Annotated in this window: 16 protein-coding genes; 7 read left to right on the top strand and 9 right to left on the bottom strand. The window is 60.7% G+C overall.

The features are described from left to right. Positions 1-179 precede the first annotated feature (179 nt). Together MRY84_RS02000 and MRY84_RS01995 are read right to left on the bottom strand one after the other, a co-directional pair. Positions 180-908 (bottom strand): TetR/AcrR family transcriptional regulator, encoded by a 729-nt coding sequence (locus tag MRY84_RS02000; RefSeq protein ID WP_291504094.1) that lies wholly within the window; start codon positions 906-908, stop codon positions 180-182. Between the two features lie 64 nt (positions 909-972). Further along, on the bottom strand, positions 973-1,587 hold the full coding sequence (locus MRY84_RS01995) for a glutathione S-transferase N-terminal domain-containing protein (protein ID WP_291504093.1): 615 nt from the start codon (positions 1,585-1,587) through the stop codon (positions 973-975). 289 nt (positions 1,588-1,876) lie between these two features. Here MRY84_RS01995 and purB point away from each other — a divergent pair, with 289 nt between their 5' ends. Both purB and MRY84_RS01985 read left to right on the top strand, forming a co-directional pair. Continuing rightward, entirely contained in the window at positions 1,877-3,256 is a 1,380-nt protein-coding gene (gene purB, locus MRY84_RS01990; protein ID WP_291504092.1) for an adenylosuccinate lyase, read from the top strand. A 216-nt stretch (positions 3,257-3,472) separates the two neighbouring features. Next, on the top strand, positions 3,473-4,033 hold the full coding sequence (locus tag MRY84_RS01985) for a YaeQ family protein (protein ID WP_291504091.1): 561 nt from the start codon (positions 3,473-3,475) through the stop codon (positions 4,031-4,033). 78 nt (positions 4,034-4,111) lie between these two features. Here MRY84_RS01985 and MRY84_RS01980 read toward each other — a convergent pair whose 3' ends face one another. Together MRY84_RS01980 and MRY84_RS01975 are read right to left on the bottom strand one after the other, a co-directional pair. Continuing rightward, on the bottom strand, positions 4,112-4,414 hold the full coding sequence (locus MRY84_RS01980) for a DUF2007 domain-containing protein (RefSeq protein ID WP_291504090.1): 303 nt from the start codon (positions 4,412-4,414) through the stop codon (positions 4,112-4,114). A 114-nt stretch (positions 4,415-4,528) separates the two neighbouring features. Next, the gene (locus MRY84_RS01975; RefSeq protein ID WP_291504089.1) at positions 4,529-4,969 is read right to left on the bottom strand and encodes a DUF3717 domain-containing protein; all 441 of its coding nucleotides are present in this window, start codon (positions 4,967-4,969) and stop codon (positions 4,529-4,531) included. A 459-nt stretch (positions 4,970-5,428) separates the two neighbouring features. Between MRY84_RS01975 and MRY84_RS01970 the strand changes: the two genes are divergently transcribed. The 3 genes from MRY84_RS01970 (at position 5,429) to MRY84_RS01960 (ending at position 7,151) form a co-directional block, all read left to right on the top strand. Beyond that, the gene (locus MRY84_RS01970; RefSeq protein ID WP_291504088.1) at positions 5,429-6,166 is read left to right on the top strand and encodes a TerC family protein; all 738 of its coding nucleotides are present in this window, start codon (positions 5,429-5,431) and stop codon (positions 6,164-6,166) included. 56 nt (positions 6,167-6,222) lie between these two features. Continuing rightward, the gene (locus tag MRY84_RS01965) at positions 6,223-6,675 is read left to right on the top strand and encodes a hypothetical protein (protein ID WP_291504087.1); all 453 of its coding nucleotides are present in this window, start codon (positions 6,223-6,225) and stop codon (positions 6,673-6,675) included. 122 nt (positions 6,676-6,797) lie between these two features. Then, a complete protein-coding gene (locus MRY84_RS01960; protein ID WP_291504086.1) occupies positions 6,798-7,151 on the top strand; it encodes a phage holin family protein in 354 nt (117 codons plus the stop codon). Here the strand turns inward: MRY84_RS01960 and MRY84_RS01955 are convergent. After that, positions 7,119-8,630 (bottom strand): M48 family metalloprotease, encoded by a 1,512-nt coding sequence (locus tag MRY84_RS01955; protein ID WP_291504085.1) that lies wholly within the window; start codon positions 8,628-8,630, stop codon positions 7,119-7,121. The two genes, MRY84_RS01960 and MRY84_RS01955, sit on opposite strands and share 33 nt — an antisense overlap. Before the next feature lie 168 nt (positions 8,631-8,798). Here MRY84_RS01955 and moaC point away from each other — a divergent pair, with 168 nt between their 5' ends. Next, on the top strand, positions 8,799-9,296 hold the full coding sequence (moaC, locus tag MRY84_RS01950; RefSeq protein WP_291504084.1) for a cyclic pyranopterin monophosphate synthase MoaC: 498 nt from the start codon (positions 8,799-8,801) through the stop codon (positions 9,294-9,296). Positions 9,297-9,376: 80 nt separating this feature from the next. Next, positions 9,377-12,430, top strand: a complete 3,054-nt coding sequence (locus tag MRY84_RS01945; protein WP_291504083.1) for a fused MFS/spermidine synthase — start codon at positions 9,377-9,379, stop codon at positions 12,428-12,430. Between the two features lie 42 nt (positions 12,431-12,472). Here the strand turns inward: MRY84_RS01945 and MRY84_RS01940 are convergent, their stop codons facing one another. The 4 genes from MRY84_RS01940 to MRY84_RS01925 form a co-directional block, all read right to left on the bottom strand. Next, on the bottom strand, positions 12,473-13,288 hold the full coding sequence (locus MRY84_RS01940; RefSeq protein WP_291504082.1) for a hypothetical protein: 816 nt from the start codon (positions 13,286-13,288) through the stop codon (positions 12,473-12,475). Between the two features lie 112 nt (positions 13,289-13,400). Then, complete coding sequence (locus MRY84_RS01935; protein WP_291504081.1) at positions 13,401-13,937, bottom strand: pilin; 537 nt, start codon at positions 13,935-13,937, stop codon at positions 13,401-13,403. 246 nt (positions 13,938-14,183) lie between these two features. Then, positions 14,184-16,394 carry an adenylate/guanylate cyclase domain-containing protein gene (locus MRY84_RS01930; RefSeq protein WP_291504080.1) on the bottom strand — a complete coding sequence of 737 codons (2,211 nt, stop codon included), beginning with the start codon at positions 16,392-16,394 and terminating at the stop codon, positions 14,184-14,186. Between the two features lie 122 nt (positions 16,395-16,516). Beyond that, positions 16,517-16,997: FHA domain-containing protein (locus MRY84_RS01925; protein ID WP_291504079.1), on the bottom strand; the 481-nt coding region annotated here is incomplete at its 5' end.

Genomic DNA, 16,997 nt, shown 5'->3' with positions numbered 1-16,997 from the left:
GGCCAGTGCGAACATGGTGTCTCCAGTCTTTGGATTGAAAGGCTGGAATAATTTTGTACGAACCGGTTAGTATTTGATCTAGGTGCAAACCCTAGACCACCTTTTATGGCAAGACACAGCCTGAGGCCGAGAAGAAGCAGCGGCAAATTCGGCGATGAAGCCCCGGGCCGCAGGGGAAGTCAGGGCCGCAGGAAGCGCACGATCATCTCGATGATCGATTCACGGCGCTGGGCCGTGGCGGCAGGGGTGTCGAGCGAGCGCTTGAAGATTGCGCCGAAGGTGTGGCGGTTGGCCACGTTGAAGAAGCACAGCGCCGAGATGGACATGTGCAGGTCCACCGGGTCCACGTCGGGACGGAAGACGCCCGCCTCCACCCCGCGCTGGTACACGTCGCGCACGGCATTGATCACCGGCACGTTCAGCTGCTGGATGGTGGTGGAGCGGGTGATGAATTCGCCCCGGTGGATGTTTTCGTTCATCACCAGGCGGATGAAGTCGGGGTTGGCCAGCTGGTAGTCCACCGTGAAGCCCACCAGCGTGCGCAGCGCCTGCTCGGGCGGCAGGTCGCCCAGGCGAAGTTCGGCTTCGATGCGGCGGATGCGCCGGTACGCCTCCTCCAGCACGGCCAGGTACAGGCCTTCCTTGCTGCCGAAGTAGTAGTAGATCATGCGCTTGCTGGTACTGGTCAGCGCGGCAATCTCATCGATGCGGGCCCCAGCCAGGCCTTTGTCCGCAAATTCCGCCGTGGCCACCTCCAGGATGTTGGCCATGGTGCGGTCGGGGTCGTTCGTGCGCCCCCGCTCAGGCGGAGCGCCCGCAGCCAGAGTGGACTCCTCATGACCCGCGCGCCCACGACGGCGTTTGTCAGCGGGACGGGCAGAAGGGCGGGGCTGGACCGGTTCGTTCATAAGCATGCTAAGCATACGGCAAACCTGCGCTTTGCGCGGTCGCCAATGGGCCAGCCGGCTGGACTCAGCAGGGAATGGTGTCTGCGAAGCTCGGGCGCAGCATCAGCTTGTCGAGCAGCTTGCCCAGGTTGGGGTATTCGCTGCGCCAGGCGATTTCGGGAAAGCGGAACTCCAGCCAGCCCAGCGCGCAACCCACGGCAATGTCCGACAGGCTCAGGTGAATGCCGCTGCAGTAGGGCTTGTCGCCCAGGCCCTGGCTCATGGACTTGAGGCCGTCGTTCACCTTGCGCAGCTGGTAGTCGATCCAGGCCTGGCTGCGTTCACCCTCCTGGCGGTGGGCCCACACGCGTTCCAGCCGGGCCAGGATGGCCGCGTCCACGACGCCGTCGGCCAACGCCTCCCAGGTCTTGACCTCGGCACGCTCGCGGCCCTGGGGCGGGATCAGCTTGCCCACGGGGGAGAGCGTGTCCAGGTATTCCACGATCACGCGGGAGTCAAAGACAGCCTCGCCGCCTTCCATTACCAGGCAGGGCACCTTGCCCAAGGGGTTGGACGCCGAAATGGTCGTGTCGTCGGCCCAGACGTTCTCCTGCACGAACTGGTAGTCCAGTTTCTTTTCGGCCATCACAACCCGCACCTTGCGGACGTAGGGACTCGCGGTGGCTCCGATCAATTTCATGGTTTGTTTTCCAGTGCGCGGGTGCGCTGAATCATTGCGTTTGATTCTATCGGCAGCCGCCTTGCGGGAGCTTAGAGCCTGTGCACGATCTCGCAGGGGCCGCGTTGGACCGCCATCGTGATGGACATGGATGCTTCGGATGCGCCGCATGGGCTCATGCCCATGCAAGCAGCCGGGGCGTCAAAGCTCCGGGTTCATCAGCCCGATTTCGCTCCAACCCTGCGGGCAGCGACCCCTGGGAGATCGGGAACAGGCTCTTACTGGGACCCCGCCCCTACAATTGCGGGCCATGAGCCTGTCCACCATCACCGCCCTCTCGCCGCTTGACGGCCGCTACGCCAACAAACTTGCCGCCCTGCGCCCCATCATGAGCGAACACGGCTACATGCACCGCCGTGTACAGGTGGAAGTGGCTTGGTTCATTGCCTTGTCAGACGCGGGCTTTGCCGAGTTCAAGCCCCTGACGACGGGAGCACGCGCTTACTTGCTGGGCTTGGTCAAGAACTTCTCCGAAGCCGACGCGGCCGCCATCAAAGAGATCGAAAAAACAACAAACCACGACGTCAAAGCGGTCGAATACTGGATCAAGAGCAAGTTCGAGGCGCGCCCCGAGCTGGAAAAGGCCTCGGAGTTCGTGCACTTTGCCTGCACCAGCGAAGACATCAACAACACCAGCCACGCACTGCAGCTGCGCTCGGGCCGCGACCAGGTGATCCTGCCCGGCCTGGACCGCGTGGTGCTCAAGCTGCGCGAAATGGCGCACGCCTACGCCGACGTGCCCATGCTCAGCCGCACCCACGGCCAGACGGCCAGCCCCACCACCGTGGGCAAGGAAATGGCCAACGTGGTGATGCGCCTGCAGACGGCCTGCGAGAAGATCGCCGCCGTCAAGATCATGGGCAAGATGAACGGCGCCGTGGGCAACTACAACGCCCACCTGTCGGCCTGGCCCGACTTCGACTGGGAAGCCTTCAGCAAGAAGGTCATCGAAACGCCCGAGCCCCTCGGCCTGGGCCTGACCTTCCAGCCCTATTCCATCCAGATCGAGCCGCACGACTACATGGCCGAACTGTTCGACGCCGTGGCGCGCGCCAACACCATCCTCATCGACCTCTCGCGCGACATCTGGGGCTATGTGAGCCTGGGCTACTTCAAGCAGCGCCTGAAGGCCGGCGAGATCGGCTCGTCCACCATGCCGCACAAGGTCAATCCCATCGATTTCGAGAACGCCGAAGGCAATCTGGGCCTGGCCAATGCGCTGCTCAAGCACTTGTCGGAAAAGCTGCCCATCAGCCGCTGGCAGCGGGACCTGACCGACAGCACCGTGCTGCGCAACATGGGCGTGGCGCTGGGCTATGCCGCGCTGGCCTACGCCTCGCTGCTCACCGGCCTGAACAAGCTGGAGCTGAACGAGGAAGCCCTGGCCGAAGACCTGGACGCCGCCTGGGAAGTGCTGGCCGAGCCCATTCAGACCGTGATGCGCCGCTTTGGCGTGCAGGGCGCCTACGAGAAGCTCAAGGAAGTCACGCGCGGCAAGACGGTGACGGCCGAGGCGCTGCACGGCCTGATCCAGTCGCTGGACATCCCCCAGGCCGAAAAGGACCGGCTGCTGGCCATGACACCTGGCAGCTACGTCGGCAAGGCAGCCGAACTCGCGAGAAGGGTGTGACCCCCTGAGGCGCTGCGCGCCTTCCCCCGCGGGGGGACGCACCCGGTGGACCGGCAAAGCCGGATCCACGGGTGCACTGGCCTAGGCCACGCAGGTTGGGTGCGCAGCAGGAATTTCTCAGCTCCGGGCCTGGATGGGTCTGGCGTTTTGGTCCTTTTTGGCCTCCAGCGCTTGTCCATCAAGCGCTGGCAGCTATCTATTTAGTAGTGAGGCTGCATGGCCATCAAATCCACCATCTTCAAGGCGAACGTGCAGATCGCCGATATCGACCACGGCTACTACGCCGACCACGCCCTGACCCTGGCCCGCCACCCGAGCGAGACCGACGAGCGCATGATGGTCCGTCTGGCCGCCCTGGCCATCCAGGCGCACCAGCTCAACGACCTGTGCCATGGTGATGCCACGCTCGCGTTTGGCGCCGGTTTGTCGGACCCGGACGACCCCGATGTCTCGCTGACCGATTTCACCGGCCGCAAGCGCGTGTGGATCGAGGTTGGCCAGCCCGAAGACAAGCCACTGACCAAGGCCTGTAGCAAAGCCGATTCGGTGATCGTGTACTGCTTCAACCACGCCTCGGAAATCTGGTGGAAGGGCATCGAGGGCAAGCTCTCGCGGCTGGACAAGCTGCAGGTGTGGCGCATTCCGACGGACGCCTCGCAAGCCCTGGCTCAGCTGGCCGAACGCAGCATGCAGCTGCAGGCCACGGTGCAGGAGGGCGCCATCACCCTGAGCAGCACGCAGGGCAGTGTGCATGTGGAGCCCGTTCGCTGGAAGTGATCGGCGTATTGGACAAATGCACGCCAGCGCTTTCTGGAAAGGCGCCAATTGCTACCAATTTAGTAGCATTCAGCTTCATCACAGGGGCATGAGCGCGCCACACTGCCAGCACTGCTCGAAGCCGCCCTCCACCAATTCCCCGCACCGGCAGGCCCAGCGGCGCTGTGGCAGGTCTTGAAGCTGCTGCAGCAGCGCACGTGCGCGGGTGGCGTGTTCGTCGTATTCCAGCCAGATCTCCGGCAGGCACTGGTCCGGCGGCAGATGCCCCGCTGCAGCGCCCAGGTACTGGCGCTGCACGGACGCCGCCATGCCGGCCTCGCAGAGCAAGTCGGCCCACAGCGTGGCGATGGCGATGTTCGGAGCTTGGATCAAGCGCAGCATGGGACCACCATAGCGGTTTGATGACGAGGCGTACAGCCCCCTGCCGGTGCGTGCACAGGCCCGCGACGCCCGGCCGGGAACCGAAAACGCAGCGGCGCGTTGGAAAAAAGTAGGCTAGGCCGAGCCCGCAGCCACCGGCGCCTTCGAAGCCCCTTCGGCCGCCCGCTCGGCATAGCGGTTGAACCGCCACGCGGAATGTTCCAGCGTGATGCGCCGCCATACCCCACGCTTCTCGGCGGGACTCATCGCGGGCCAGAACTGAACCTCGTCAAACGTGCGGCCGCAACCTTTGCACAGGTCGTCGCCCTGGCTGGTGGAGCAGATCGCGATGCAAGGGGTGTCGGGCGTGGTGGCATACCAGCCGTGCCAGGCCTCCAGGGCCTCGGGGGGCAGGCTGTCCTCGTCCACCGCATCCTCGCGCCGGAACACCATCTGGGCGTAGATCTCTCCCAATGCCCGGATCTGCGGCGCCAGGGAGATTCCGTCGGGCGAGGGGGCCCGGCTGCGCCAATGATTGATGGCTGCTTCGATGTCGGTGATGTGGATGGCGGCCATGGGTGATTGCGCGAAGGGGCTGGATCATAGCCGCGTGGGCGCCGCCGGGGCCGCGCCGTAAGCATTACCCACAATGGCGCCGCACTTGCGCCGCCGCGCCCGGAGTGTTCCAATCGCCGCTTCGAAGGGGAGTAGCTCCCGCCTAGCAACCCGCCCGGCCATGCCACAACGCAGCATCGGGCGACGCAAGGCATCGGTACTGTCGTCAATACGAAGCGGGCAACCTCGCTTCCGGCGGTCCGGGCTTCATGCACGGCATACGCGTGCATGGGGCCGAGCAAGACCTTTGATGGCCCTGCATGGGTTGATCAAGGCCGCTCCTTCGCAGCCCGAGCACTTGCCGGGCGTTGCTGCTGCAGTTTTCTTGGTCCTCCCGCCGCAGGGCTCTTTCTTAATGAAGGGCTCGCGCTACAGTGCAGCGAGAATCCTCCTTCCGCGCGTATTGATACTGAGGAATTTATGGACTTTTTGGCATCGCCCGAATTCTGGCTCGCACTTGGCCAGATCATCATCATCGACATCCTGCTGGGCGGAGACAACGCCGTGGTCATCGCGCTGGCCTGCCGCAAGCTGCCCCCGGCCCAGCGTACCAAGGGCATCATCTGGGGCACTGCGGGTGCCATCATCCTGCGGGTGATCCTCATCGCCTTTGCGATGACGCTGCTGGCGCTGCCGTTCCTCAAGTTCGTGGGCGCACTGCTGCTGGTGTGGATCGGCGTCAAGCTGCTGGCTCCCGATGAAGACGGCCACGGCGACGTGCAGGGCAGCGACAAGCTGCTGGCCGCCATCAAGACCATCATCGTGGCCGACCTGGTGATGAGCGTGGACAACGTGATCGCCATCGCTGGCGCAGCGCAGAACGCAGGCGACCATTCGTTCTTGCTGGTCGTGCTGGGCCTCTTGATCTCCATCCCGATCATCGTCTGGGGTAGCCAGCTGGTCATCAAGCTCATGGAGCGCTTCCCCATGATCATCACGCTGGGCGGCATGCTGCTCGGCTGGATCGCCGGCGGCATGCTGGTGACCGACCCCGCTTTCTCCAACCCGGACAAATGGCAATGGATGCTCAAGCTGCCGCAATCGGATACGGTGAAGTACGCGGCCAGCGTGGCCGGCGCCCTGCTGGTCCTGGCAGCCGGCAAGATCGTCCTGGCACGCCGCGCCGCCGCTGCCCCCGCTGAGCAGCAGCAGGGCTGAGCGCCGCGACGAGGCACGGCGATGTGGCCGTGCCCGCCCACCTGAACGGAGACAGCATGGACAAGGTCATTGTGTATGTGGACCACGCGGACTACGCGCAGCAGCTGCTGGCGCCGCTGTTCGCACGCGAATCCAGCGCCCAGACCCATTGGGTGCTGGTGGCATGCGCTCCGCGAATGACGCACCGCGTGAGCAAGTGGGTGAGCCACAGTGCCCGTGAAAACTGGCGCGCCAAGTGGGCCGACAAGCTGTTTGCCCAGATCCTGCCCGCACTGCGCGTGCCCGCCGGCCGCGTGACCATGGTGCTGGCCAAGGGTCCGCTGGCGGAGCTGACCGATCAGCTCCAGGCCGAAGGCGCGGTGGTTGCCCAGGTAGTGGACGCGCGCCGACCCAAGATGGACACGGGACCCGACTCGGCAAAACCCGAGAAACCCTGGTCGCCCCTGCCAGGAACGCTGGGCAGCCTCCTTACGGGCTGCGGGGCATTGTGGATGCTGGCGTTCGAATAGGACCGCCCGCTGCCTGGCGCCCCTCCTTCCAGCGCCATTGCAACGCGGCGGCGGACGCTGTGCGCGCACCCGTCCAGCGCACTTCCCGGTTCCTCCAGCTGGCGCGGTGCTATTCTCCGGCCATGAAACTCCTCCTGAAATGGCTGCTCAGCGCCGCAGCGCTGCTGTTCGTGGCCTATGTCTACAGCGGCGTACAGGTGCAGAACTTCACCTCCGCGCTCATCGCGGCCTTTGTGATCGGTCTGTTCAACGTGGTGTTGCGGCCGGTGCTGGTGGTGCTGACGCTGCCGGTCACCATCGTCACCGTCGGCCTTTTTCTCTTCGTCATCAACGCGCTCATGTTCTGGGCGGCGGCGAGCGTACTGGACGGCTTCCACGTCAATGGCTTTGCCGCAGCGCTGGTGGGGTCGCTGATCTACTCGCTGCTGGGTGTGCTGATTGAATCAGCGCTCGGCGGCCTGTTCGCGAAGAAGTGACTCCACCGCGCGAAGCCGCGTGTCAATGATGGACGCCTCGATGTAGTCCACCTGCGGCCCACCCCGCCGCGCCAGATCCTGGCCGGCCTTGAAGCGATCCACGGCCGCCGCGTAGTCATAGCGCGCCGCGTGGGCCTCAGCCTCGGCGCGCACCCCCCGCAACGTCTGGCCCTGCGCATGCCAGGTCGACGCCAGCAGCTGCCACACCGTCGCGTCGCGCGGGTGCGTGGCCACCCAGGTTTGCAGAGCCCCGGTTCCCTCGTCGGCCCGGCCTGCGCGCAGCAGCGCCTGGGACCGCAACACCAGTTCCGGGCGCCGGACGTCGGCACCATTCCCCCTTGGTCCCCCATCCGCCGAAAGAGCATTTAAGGCGGCTGCAGCATCGCCCGCGCCCAGCTCGACTTCCGCGGCTAACAGCCTGGCCAGCCGCAGCGCCGGGGCATCACTTCGGACCAGCGCCTCCAGCCGTTGGATGTTGGAGCGCGCCCCCACCGCATCCCGCAACTGGTGACTGCCCAATGCAGCAGCGTACAGCGCTCCTGCACGTTTAGCTGCGGGCTGGGCCGCAAACCCCGAGCCTTGCGGCTCGGCCACCCACTGCCGCAGCGTGTCGACACCCGGATTGGACAGCACCCGGGCGCGCGCCGCGACCATGGCATGCTCCAGCGTGGATGCGGGCGCATTGGCGGCAGGCGCGGGCGCGCCCGAGCCCCCCGGCGGAATGCGCGAATGCATGTCGGCCATGCGCTCACTGGTCAACGGATGGCTGCGCAAGTACGGCCAGGACCCGTTGTCATTGAGCCGGTTGGCCTGCTGAAGTTTGTCGAACATGCTCACAAAACCCTGCGGCGCAAACCCTGCAGGCTCCATCAACCCATAGCCAATGCGGTCCGCCTCCCGCTCCATGTCGCGGGAGAAGTTGAGCTGGTTCTGGATGGCCAACGCTTGGCCGCCCACCACCAAGGCCTGGGTCGCCCCCGGGTTCTTGCTGGCCGCCAATGCGCCCAGCACCATCGCCCCCAAAAGCAACGGCGTTTGCTTGCTCTGCTGGGTCATCAGGCGGGAGATATGGCGCTGCGTGACGTGACTCAGTTCGTGGGCCAGCACCGATGCGAGTTCGTCGCGCGTAGTGACCACACCGATCAAGCCCAAATGAACCCCCAGGTAGCCGCCGGGAAGCGCAAAGGCATTGACCGTGCGGTCCTTGCCCAGCAGAACCTCCCATGCAAAGCGCTCGTCCAACTCAGGAGAAAGCTCGCCCCGCGCTTTGGCGGCCGCCTTGAGCGGTTGCCAGATACCCTGGACGTACTCGGCAATCACCGGGTCATCGACGTAGTCGGGATCGCGGTACAGCTCGCGGATGATGCGATCACCGAGGCGGCGCTCGGCGCTGGTGGTGAGGTCGCTGGTGTCGCCGAGGGTGGGTAAACTGGTCTGGGCCGTTGCCAATGGAGCCGCAAAACAGCACGCAACCGCCACAAGAACAGTAGTTTCCAGCGCCCTACTGAGAACGCTTAAACGAAGGTTTGGCTTGAATTTCGGCACGTAGATTCCGGTCCATCCTAAGAGCCGCCCATCCGGGCGGCCGCCAGTAGTTTCCAACACCGTATGATGCCCCCGGTTCGGAATTGTTTCCCGCTCGCCCCCATGCCGCATTCCACAGCCCCCTCCCTCACCCACTTCGATGCACAAGGCCAGGCCCATATGGTCGACGTCGGCTCTAAGGCCTCTACGCACCGCGTCGCTATCGCCTCGGGCCGCATTGAAATGCAGCCCGAAACTCTGGCATTGATTGAATCCGGGACCGCAAAGAAGGGAGACGTGCTCGGCATTGCTCGTATCGCGGGGATCATGGGGGCAAAAAAGACCAGCGAGCTGATTCCTTTGTGCCATCCACTGGCACTGACGCGCGTGGCTGTGGATTTTGAACTGCTGAAGGACCGGCATTCGGTCCAGTGCATCTCCACGGTAGAGACAGTGGGGCCCACGGGGGTGGAGATGGAGGCACTGACGGCAGTGCAGGTGGCTCTGCTCACCATTTACGACATGTGCAAGGCGGTGGATCGCGGGATGGTGATCGCAGAGGTAAGAGTGCTGGAAAAGTCCGGCGGCAAATCCGGCCACTTCCTTGCATCCAGCAGCTAGAGAGCCAAAGTAGGCACTCGACCGAGCCGCTTAGCTGTCAGCATTAAGTAGCAAAAACGTGCATCAGGCGCTGTTTTTGCTTGAGTTTGATATTTAAGGTAGTTCTGAGGGAGCAAATTCAATTGAAACCCACGTCACCCGCTGGCATGCGCACAGGGCTGTTAGCCATTTTTGTCCTCTCGGGCTTTGCCGGGCTTATTTATCAGTCGATCTGGTCCCATTACCTGGGCTTGTTTCTGGGCCATGCGGCATACGCCCAGGCGCTGGTGCTGGCCATCTTCATGGGAGGAATGGCTATTGGCGCAGCCTGGATCGCAAGAGCTGGTCAGCGGTGGCGCAATTTGATCCGAGGCTACGCCATCATCGAGGCAGTGATCGGTGTATTGGGCTTGTTATTTCATACGCTGTTTACCAGCGTGGCGGCCTTCAGCTACGACACCCTCATTCCAGCGCTGGGTGAGCCCTGGACCGTCAATCTTGCGCGCTGGCTCATTGCGGCAGCGTTAATTCTTCCCCAAACCATTCTGCTGGGCATGACCTTCCCGCTGATGAGCGGCGGACTGATTCGCCGCTACTCCGGCAGTGACGGACACACCCTTGGCGGCCTGTACTTCACCAACAGCATCGGCGCAGCTATAGGTGCATTGGTCGCGGTATTTGTATTGCTTCCTTCCATCGGTCTACCGGGAGCAATGAAGGTGGCAGGCGTGCTGAATTTCGTAGTTGCTGGATTGGCGTGGTGGTTGGCGCGTGAGCCTGAACCGGAAGCTCCGCACCGCGATACGTCGGGCGAGAGTGACTCCCAGAAACTTGCAAAGAACCCCTTGCTTCGCGTAGTACTGTTCAGCACGGCGCTTTCCGGGGCTGCGTCCTTTGCCTACGAGATCATCTGGATTCGGATGCTTAGCATGGCAGTAGGCAGCACCATGCATGCCTTTGAACTGATGCTGGCCTCATTCATTGCGGGTATTGCTTTGGGTGGCCTGTGGGTACGCAAACATGCAGACAACACGGACTCTCCGCTACGGCTGGCGGGATGGATGCAAGTGTTTATGGGGGTTGCTGCGCTGGGCTCTTTGGCCGTGTATGCAAATACCTTTACGTGGGTAGGCTGGTTGATGGGAGCATTGGCCAAAACTGATGCAGGCTACAGCATCTTTAACCTTGGCACTGCCAGTATCGCGATCGCCATCATGCTGCCCGCCGCCTTCTTTGCGGGGACAACGTTGCCTTTGTTCACGGTGGCGCTGCTGCGTACCGGTCAAGGAGAACGCGCCATCGGCCGCGTATATGCATGGAATACACTCGGGTCGATCATAGGCGTTTTTGCCGCGATCCACCTCCTCATCCCGACTTTAGGCCTCAAATTATCTTTGTGTATTGCCGCGTTGGTGGATATGGCCGTGGGCTTGGTATTGCTCAGAGCCTATGCAGGAAGCCGAAAGGAATTTATTCGTTTCGGACTGGGAGCCGCACTTGTCGCGATAGCGTTGATCGTCGCAGTACGTATCCCGTTTGATCCGATGACAGTAGCGTCAGGTGTTTTTCGCCATGGACGCACGAGCTTACAGGCTGGGGACGAAGTAGTTTTTTATCGTGATGGTAAAACAACCAGCGTAGCCGCCGTTCTTTCTCAGAACGGGATTATGCAAATTGCGACCAATGGGAAGACCGACGCGGCCATTCAGATACAAGATGGACAGCCCCCCACTTTAGATGAACCCACGATGGTATTAGCTAGTGCATTGCCATTGGGGATGCATTCCTCGCCTCGCCATGTGGGGGTTATCGGTTTTGGATCGGGCCTCACCACTCACGCATTCCTCGGGGATCAACGTGTCCAGCGAGTCGACACTATCGAGATTGAACCAGCGATGGTAGAAGGCGCACGTGCTTTTGGCTCCAGAGTTGAAAGAGCTTATAAGGATAGCCGCTCAAATATCATCATCGATGATGCGAAATCTTACTTCTCAGGTCAGCAAAGTAAGTACGACATTATTATCTCCGAGCCATCAAACCCCTGGATTAGCGGTGTAGGCGCGCTATTCTCGAAAGAGTTCTACGAGTTTGTACCCAGACATCTGAATGAAGATGGGCTCTTCGTGCAATGGGTGCAGCTTTATGAAATTGATGATGCTCTGGTTGGATCGATTCTGAAAGGTCTCGCACCCGCATTTTCCGATTATGGAGCGTGGCTCAGCAATGCCTCGGACTTGCTGATCGTTGCAACACGCAAAGGGACACTTCCTCCGCTTGATCTAGCGCCTCTACTAGCCCAAGAGGGAGCGCGATCAGACCTTTTTCGTCTAGGAATCGAGAGTACTCAACAACTGTCGTTTCGCAAGATCGCTGACGCCCGGGTGTTGCGTGCTATTGCCAATATTTATCCAGATCAACGGGCAAATTCTGATTACTTGCCCGTTCTTGGTCTAGAAGCTCCTAAGTCTCGTTTTAAAGGGGTCGCAGCCGACACATTGCTGACCCTTCCGGTCGTCAACCGACCTCTTTTGGAGGCTCTAGGAGTTGGCAATGCGTTGCCCCCCGCGATTGCCCCTCCAAAGGCGCCGCATTTCTCGGCAGACGGACTCACTTCGCGAGCCCGAATTTTGGCTAAGGAGCTTCTAGGAGAGGAAACCGACTACTCAGCCAATGTTATTACCGTATTGTCCACTTTACGCGAGTGCCCGAAGCAGTGGTCTGACCATCAACGTCGTCAGTTCATTATCAACGTGACTGACATTGCTGACCGAACGATCAGGCACTTGCCGGCATCTATGCTTGAAGGCGTGTGGATTAAACCAAAGTGGATATCCTGCACCTCTCTACCCCCAGATATTGTGCGAGCCCTCGCCTTGTTTGAAGCACACGCACAGCGGGACCATCAGCGCATGGGTCGCCTGGGTCAGGATTGGATTGATAATCGTCCTCAGGATCCATTCTTGGCCAAACATATCGATGGATATGCATGGTCCGGCTTGACTTTGCAAGCCGTGACTGAAAAACGTTGGAACGATTTGTCGGATTTGCTGGACCGAATGGAGCGAAGCCGGACCGTCCACCCCGAGTATGGATTTTTGAGAGCTATTGCAAGGGGATTAGCGCGAAATGAGACGCGGCAGCCTTTAAATGATTGATGTTGATTTCAACTGACCTATTGATTTACAACAATCGGTCATTTAGATAAATCCGTCAACCTTTGCGTATGCGCGTATGCGTAAGGTTGACGGATCCAAAATGACAATCCATTCAAGAGAGCTTCGCGAAACCAAGGGAAACCAAATTAGGGTAGAAGAGTCCATCGATTCATCCTTTTCTCTATTTGCCATTGCGTCTGCCACAGCTCCGTTGATCACGTCTTTTTGCGCTCCTCGGTGCGAAAGCAAATTTGGGAGTGTTTGTGACCGCTCGCGTATTTCTCTTGCGTTCAAACTGAGCTCTTGCCACCGCTGGGGGCGTTGACTAATTTCTAAACCCTGCAAAGCATCGTTAAAACTGTTCAGACGTTCGCTCGGGGTCGCGGGGGGCCGCAGCCCCAGCGTACGCGGTGAATGCAAGCGCCATGGCTTGGCCCAATCTGGCAAATAGCCTATATCCGTTGCAGGGATATCAGCATAAGTGACGAGGCGAAACCGGTCCACTTCAAAGACAAAAGCGAGCGGTCGTGCATAGGCAAGACTATAAAGTCCGTAGCTAAATGCCGCTATTTGAATGACCGCGATCAGAGTCAAGTCAGTGGCTAGCGCCAAGCGTGTCTTTTCCGGCTTGAAAAGCAGCAACGTCAGCAGCGGTCCGCAAATGACATCAACGCCAACGATAGTCCAGAAAAGGTGATGACCTCCAGCGAGCTCATTGAGGTTGGCTGGAAACCAGATAAAGAAAACCAGGAAGGCTATGATAGCGGCCAGAAGGGCCGACACGACGAAATGCAGCGCAAACGCTCGTAGCCGCACAGTGCGTCTAAAGTTTTCGGAAGAAACTTTGTAGGTCAGCATGTGGTTATCTGCAAGCATCTTCTTTTTGAAAAACTAGGATGCAAACAAATCGCCCGCATAAGCGGGCGTTTTTTCATTGCTGCTGCACTTTAGGCCACAGCCGAAAGAACCATTACCGGCATTCGCTGGGAGCAAACTTGGCAGGCAGGGTGCCAGGAGTCAATGTTGGCAAGCCACGGCCTGCAGACACAGCGTTGGTTACAGACGAGCAACCCCAATCCACGGAGCCGGTTTCTTCGCCGCCCAAAGCAGCCTTCAGCTGAGTGGGGCCGGCTTTCAACTGCATATAGGGTGTATAGACGAGCGTCGAATCAGCGGGAATCGGCCCAACGTTGGTCTTGTTGAAGGTCACTGTCACCATGCCAGTGTCTGGAGCGATGGCTGTCTGCGACACATACTTACTGATCGCACCCTTGTTGTTCACTTGCTCATTGAACGCCTTGGCCACCGCGACAAGTTCAGGCGCGGTATTAGCGTCGGTCTCCACCAGTTTTTTCGCACCAGCTGCGAGCGCAATACCTTCAGTTACGCGGGCACGCACCGTGTAATCTTGGTACGCGGGAAGGGCCACAGCCGCCAAAATACCGATAATGGCCACCACGATCATCAGTTCGATCAGGGTGAAACCCTTTTGCATGAAGCGCTTCATAAAGAAACTCCTTGGGTGTGAATTGCAATTAACAACCTGTAGAACAGCTCTTCAGGTCTAACATTGGCACAGCATTTCTCGTGCCAGTCTACACATCCTCTCCTTGAGCTCATCCACAAGCAATTTTGTCCAACGAGCCTTGAGATTCCTCAACGGCGGATGCATGTGACAATTTTGCTCCACCAAGATGTCAAAAAGTGCTTCGGGTGTCGCGTGTTGTGCCACTTGACCAAACCCTTGACGTGCTTATTTGGTATCGAATGAGGTGGCTTCATCCCATGTGGCGCGCCCGCTCTGCACTGCCTGCGCTCGACTGGCATATATCTCATACAACTTTTTCGATGGGGCCTTCCGCATCAATTGACTCAACAACTGATTGCAACGAGGCCAATCCTGTGTCCGAAAAGCGTCTAAGAAATGCTGCCAAGTTTTCATCTCTTCTTCATGTTGGGGAGCTCGAGCGTTTTCGGGATGTACGGGGGTGTAGATCGCTACTGCCTCCCCTCTCCCCTTTACCCGTACCTTGTCTAGTTCTTGCCAGATGATTTCAGGCACCAACCTACGAGTGGACTCATTGGCAACTGTACGCGCACCGTAATGTTTGCAAAGCCCCTCCAGTCGCGAACCCACGTTCACCGCGTCCCCAATCACGGTGTAACTGCGACGAATGTCCGACCCCATATCCCCCACACACATGACCCCGGTATTAAGCCCGATGCCAACTCCAATTTCTGGTAAGCCACGCGCACGATGGACTTCATTGATCCGATCCACTTCCCGTTCCATCTCCAGCGCAGCGCGCACTGCAAGCTTCGCGTGATTTGGGATCGCCACCGGCGCCCCCCAAAATGCCATCACGCAATCCCCCATGTATTTATCGATAGTCCCCTGATGGCTTCGGATGATGCGGGTAAGCCGGCTGAAGACGTCGTTGAGCAATTGCTGCAGCTGTACAGGGTCCATCTGCTCTGACATGGCCGTAAAGCCGCGCATGTCGCAGAACATGACAGTGAGCTCGCGGCTGGTGGCCTGCATGGTGTACTTCTCGGGCTGCTTGACCATCTCGTCCACCAACTCGGGGGGAACATAGGTGCCAAACAGCGCAGCCAGGCCGCGCTTGGTGCGGCTTTCCACGAAGTAGCCGTAGACCATGTTCAAGGTAAAGGCCAATACCGCCATCACGATCACCGTGGCCAGCGGCAAAGCCAGGCCGTGCGCCACATAGAACCACACGTTGATCCCTGCCAGCGCCGCCACCACCACCACACTCAATGCGATGGCTGCGCTGGCTGTCAAGAAGGGCAGGACCATGGCCAGGAGCACGCCCGTGCCGATCAGTTGCGCGGCGTCCAGGCCGAGAGCGTAGTCGGGGCGAACGATGCTCTTGCCGTCCAGAAAAGCGGACAGCATGTTGGCATGAGTTTCGACGCCGGGGTAGGCTCTCCCAACCGGCGTGGCGCGCAGGTCGCGCAGGCCCGGCGTGGTCGAGCCTACCAGCACCAACTGGCCTTGCAGCTGCAACGGAGACAGCTTGCCCTCCAGCACGTCGGAGGCAGAGATATAGCGGAAAGACCCGCCCGTTACATCTCCCAGGCCGCGGAATGGGATGGGGGCTGTCAGCTTGTCGTCCACTGGCAGCGCAAGCGCCCTGCCGCCCTGGCGGACTTCAATGCTCTGGAGAATGTCATAGGCGCCGTCGGGCGCCGCCAGCGCGTATCCCGGATGCACTTCGGACTGGCCGAGAAACGCACGGAACATGGCCAGGGCGAGTGACTCGTAATATTTACCGCCGTGCTCCACCAGCAGGGGAAGTGAGCGCACCACACCATCATCGTCGGTAATGGAGTTGATGAAACCGGCCCGGGGGGCCGCTTGCGCCAACACCGGAATGTTGCTTCCGTAACCGTTCCACGAGGTGGCGCTCAGCGGCAGCCCACGCAGCCGCTCAAGGGGCAGGGCGGGGTCCGGAAGAACCCCTTTGGTCCGGCCATCGCGGTCGCTTGTGAAGTAGTAGCCCAGGACAACGGAGCGCCCGTGGAGCGCCTTGGCAAACAGCGCATCGTGGTCCAGCGTGGGCGCGAGGCGCGCCAGTTGCTCCTTGAAACCAAGTTGAGTGCGCAAAGGCCCGTTGGCCAAGCGCTCGAGCGATGCCAGACCCGAGCTACCGTCTGCCTCGGCAAACAGCACGTCAAAGCCCAGCACCGCCACCTGCTGGCGCTCGAACAGCTCGCGCGTCAAAGCCGCAAGCTTGTCGCGCCCCCAGGGCCAGTGGCCCAGTTGCTCCAGGCTCTTCTCGTCAATGTCGACGATGACGATTCGGTCGTCCTGGGTGCGCGGCATGAAAGCCCGCAGCCGCGCGTCATAGATGATGTGATCGAGCCGCTCCAGCACCTGGAGGTGGAGAACTCCGGAAATATGCAGCAGCGCGAAAACCAGCGGCACCAGGGTGACCAGCATGCGTCGCCAGTGCCGTGCCAGCAGAGGCAAGAGGGGTGGTCGCATGGGTTGCTGCGGCGTGGAACTGGGGCGAACCGCAACACGGAAAGGCTCGCACAGCGGCGGCTTGCCCCTTCCGTCGATCAAATCTGCTCAAACTGCATCTCGGTACCGGCCAGTTCGAGGCGATCCCCGTTCTTGAGCGGTACCGGCGTCGTTCCGATCGACGCCCCGTTGAGCAACGGCATGTCAGGCCCTTCCACATGCGCCAGCACAAAGCCCTGGTGCCGTTTGGTGATGGATGCGACGGCAACGCCGGGCTTGCCAATGGTCGTCACCACCTTCTGCAACGACACCTCGCGCCCGGCGGCCGCCCCGGACATGACGCGAATGACGGCAGAAATCTGCAACGGGGCGGGCGCGGTGGCGACCGGGCGCGCCGCCGAACCGATGGGCGGAACCATGCCGGGCTTGAAGATCATCGTCTTCTCGAAATTCTGGCCTTCGGTCTCGTTCAGGAAACGGATCTTGTATTTCCCGACCTCCACGGTGTCGCCATTGCGCAGTTCCTGGCGCTTCACGGCCTTGGCGTTCACGTAGGTGCCGTTGGTGCTCCCAAGGTCC

The organism is Acidovorax sp. (assembly GCF_022763525.1).
Taxonomy (GTDB): Bacteria; Pseudomonadota; Gammaproteobacteria; order Burkholderiales; family Burkholderiaceae_C; genus Acidovorax.
This window is presented reverse-complemented; position numbering and strand designations above follow the sequence as displayed.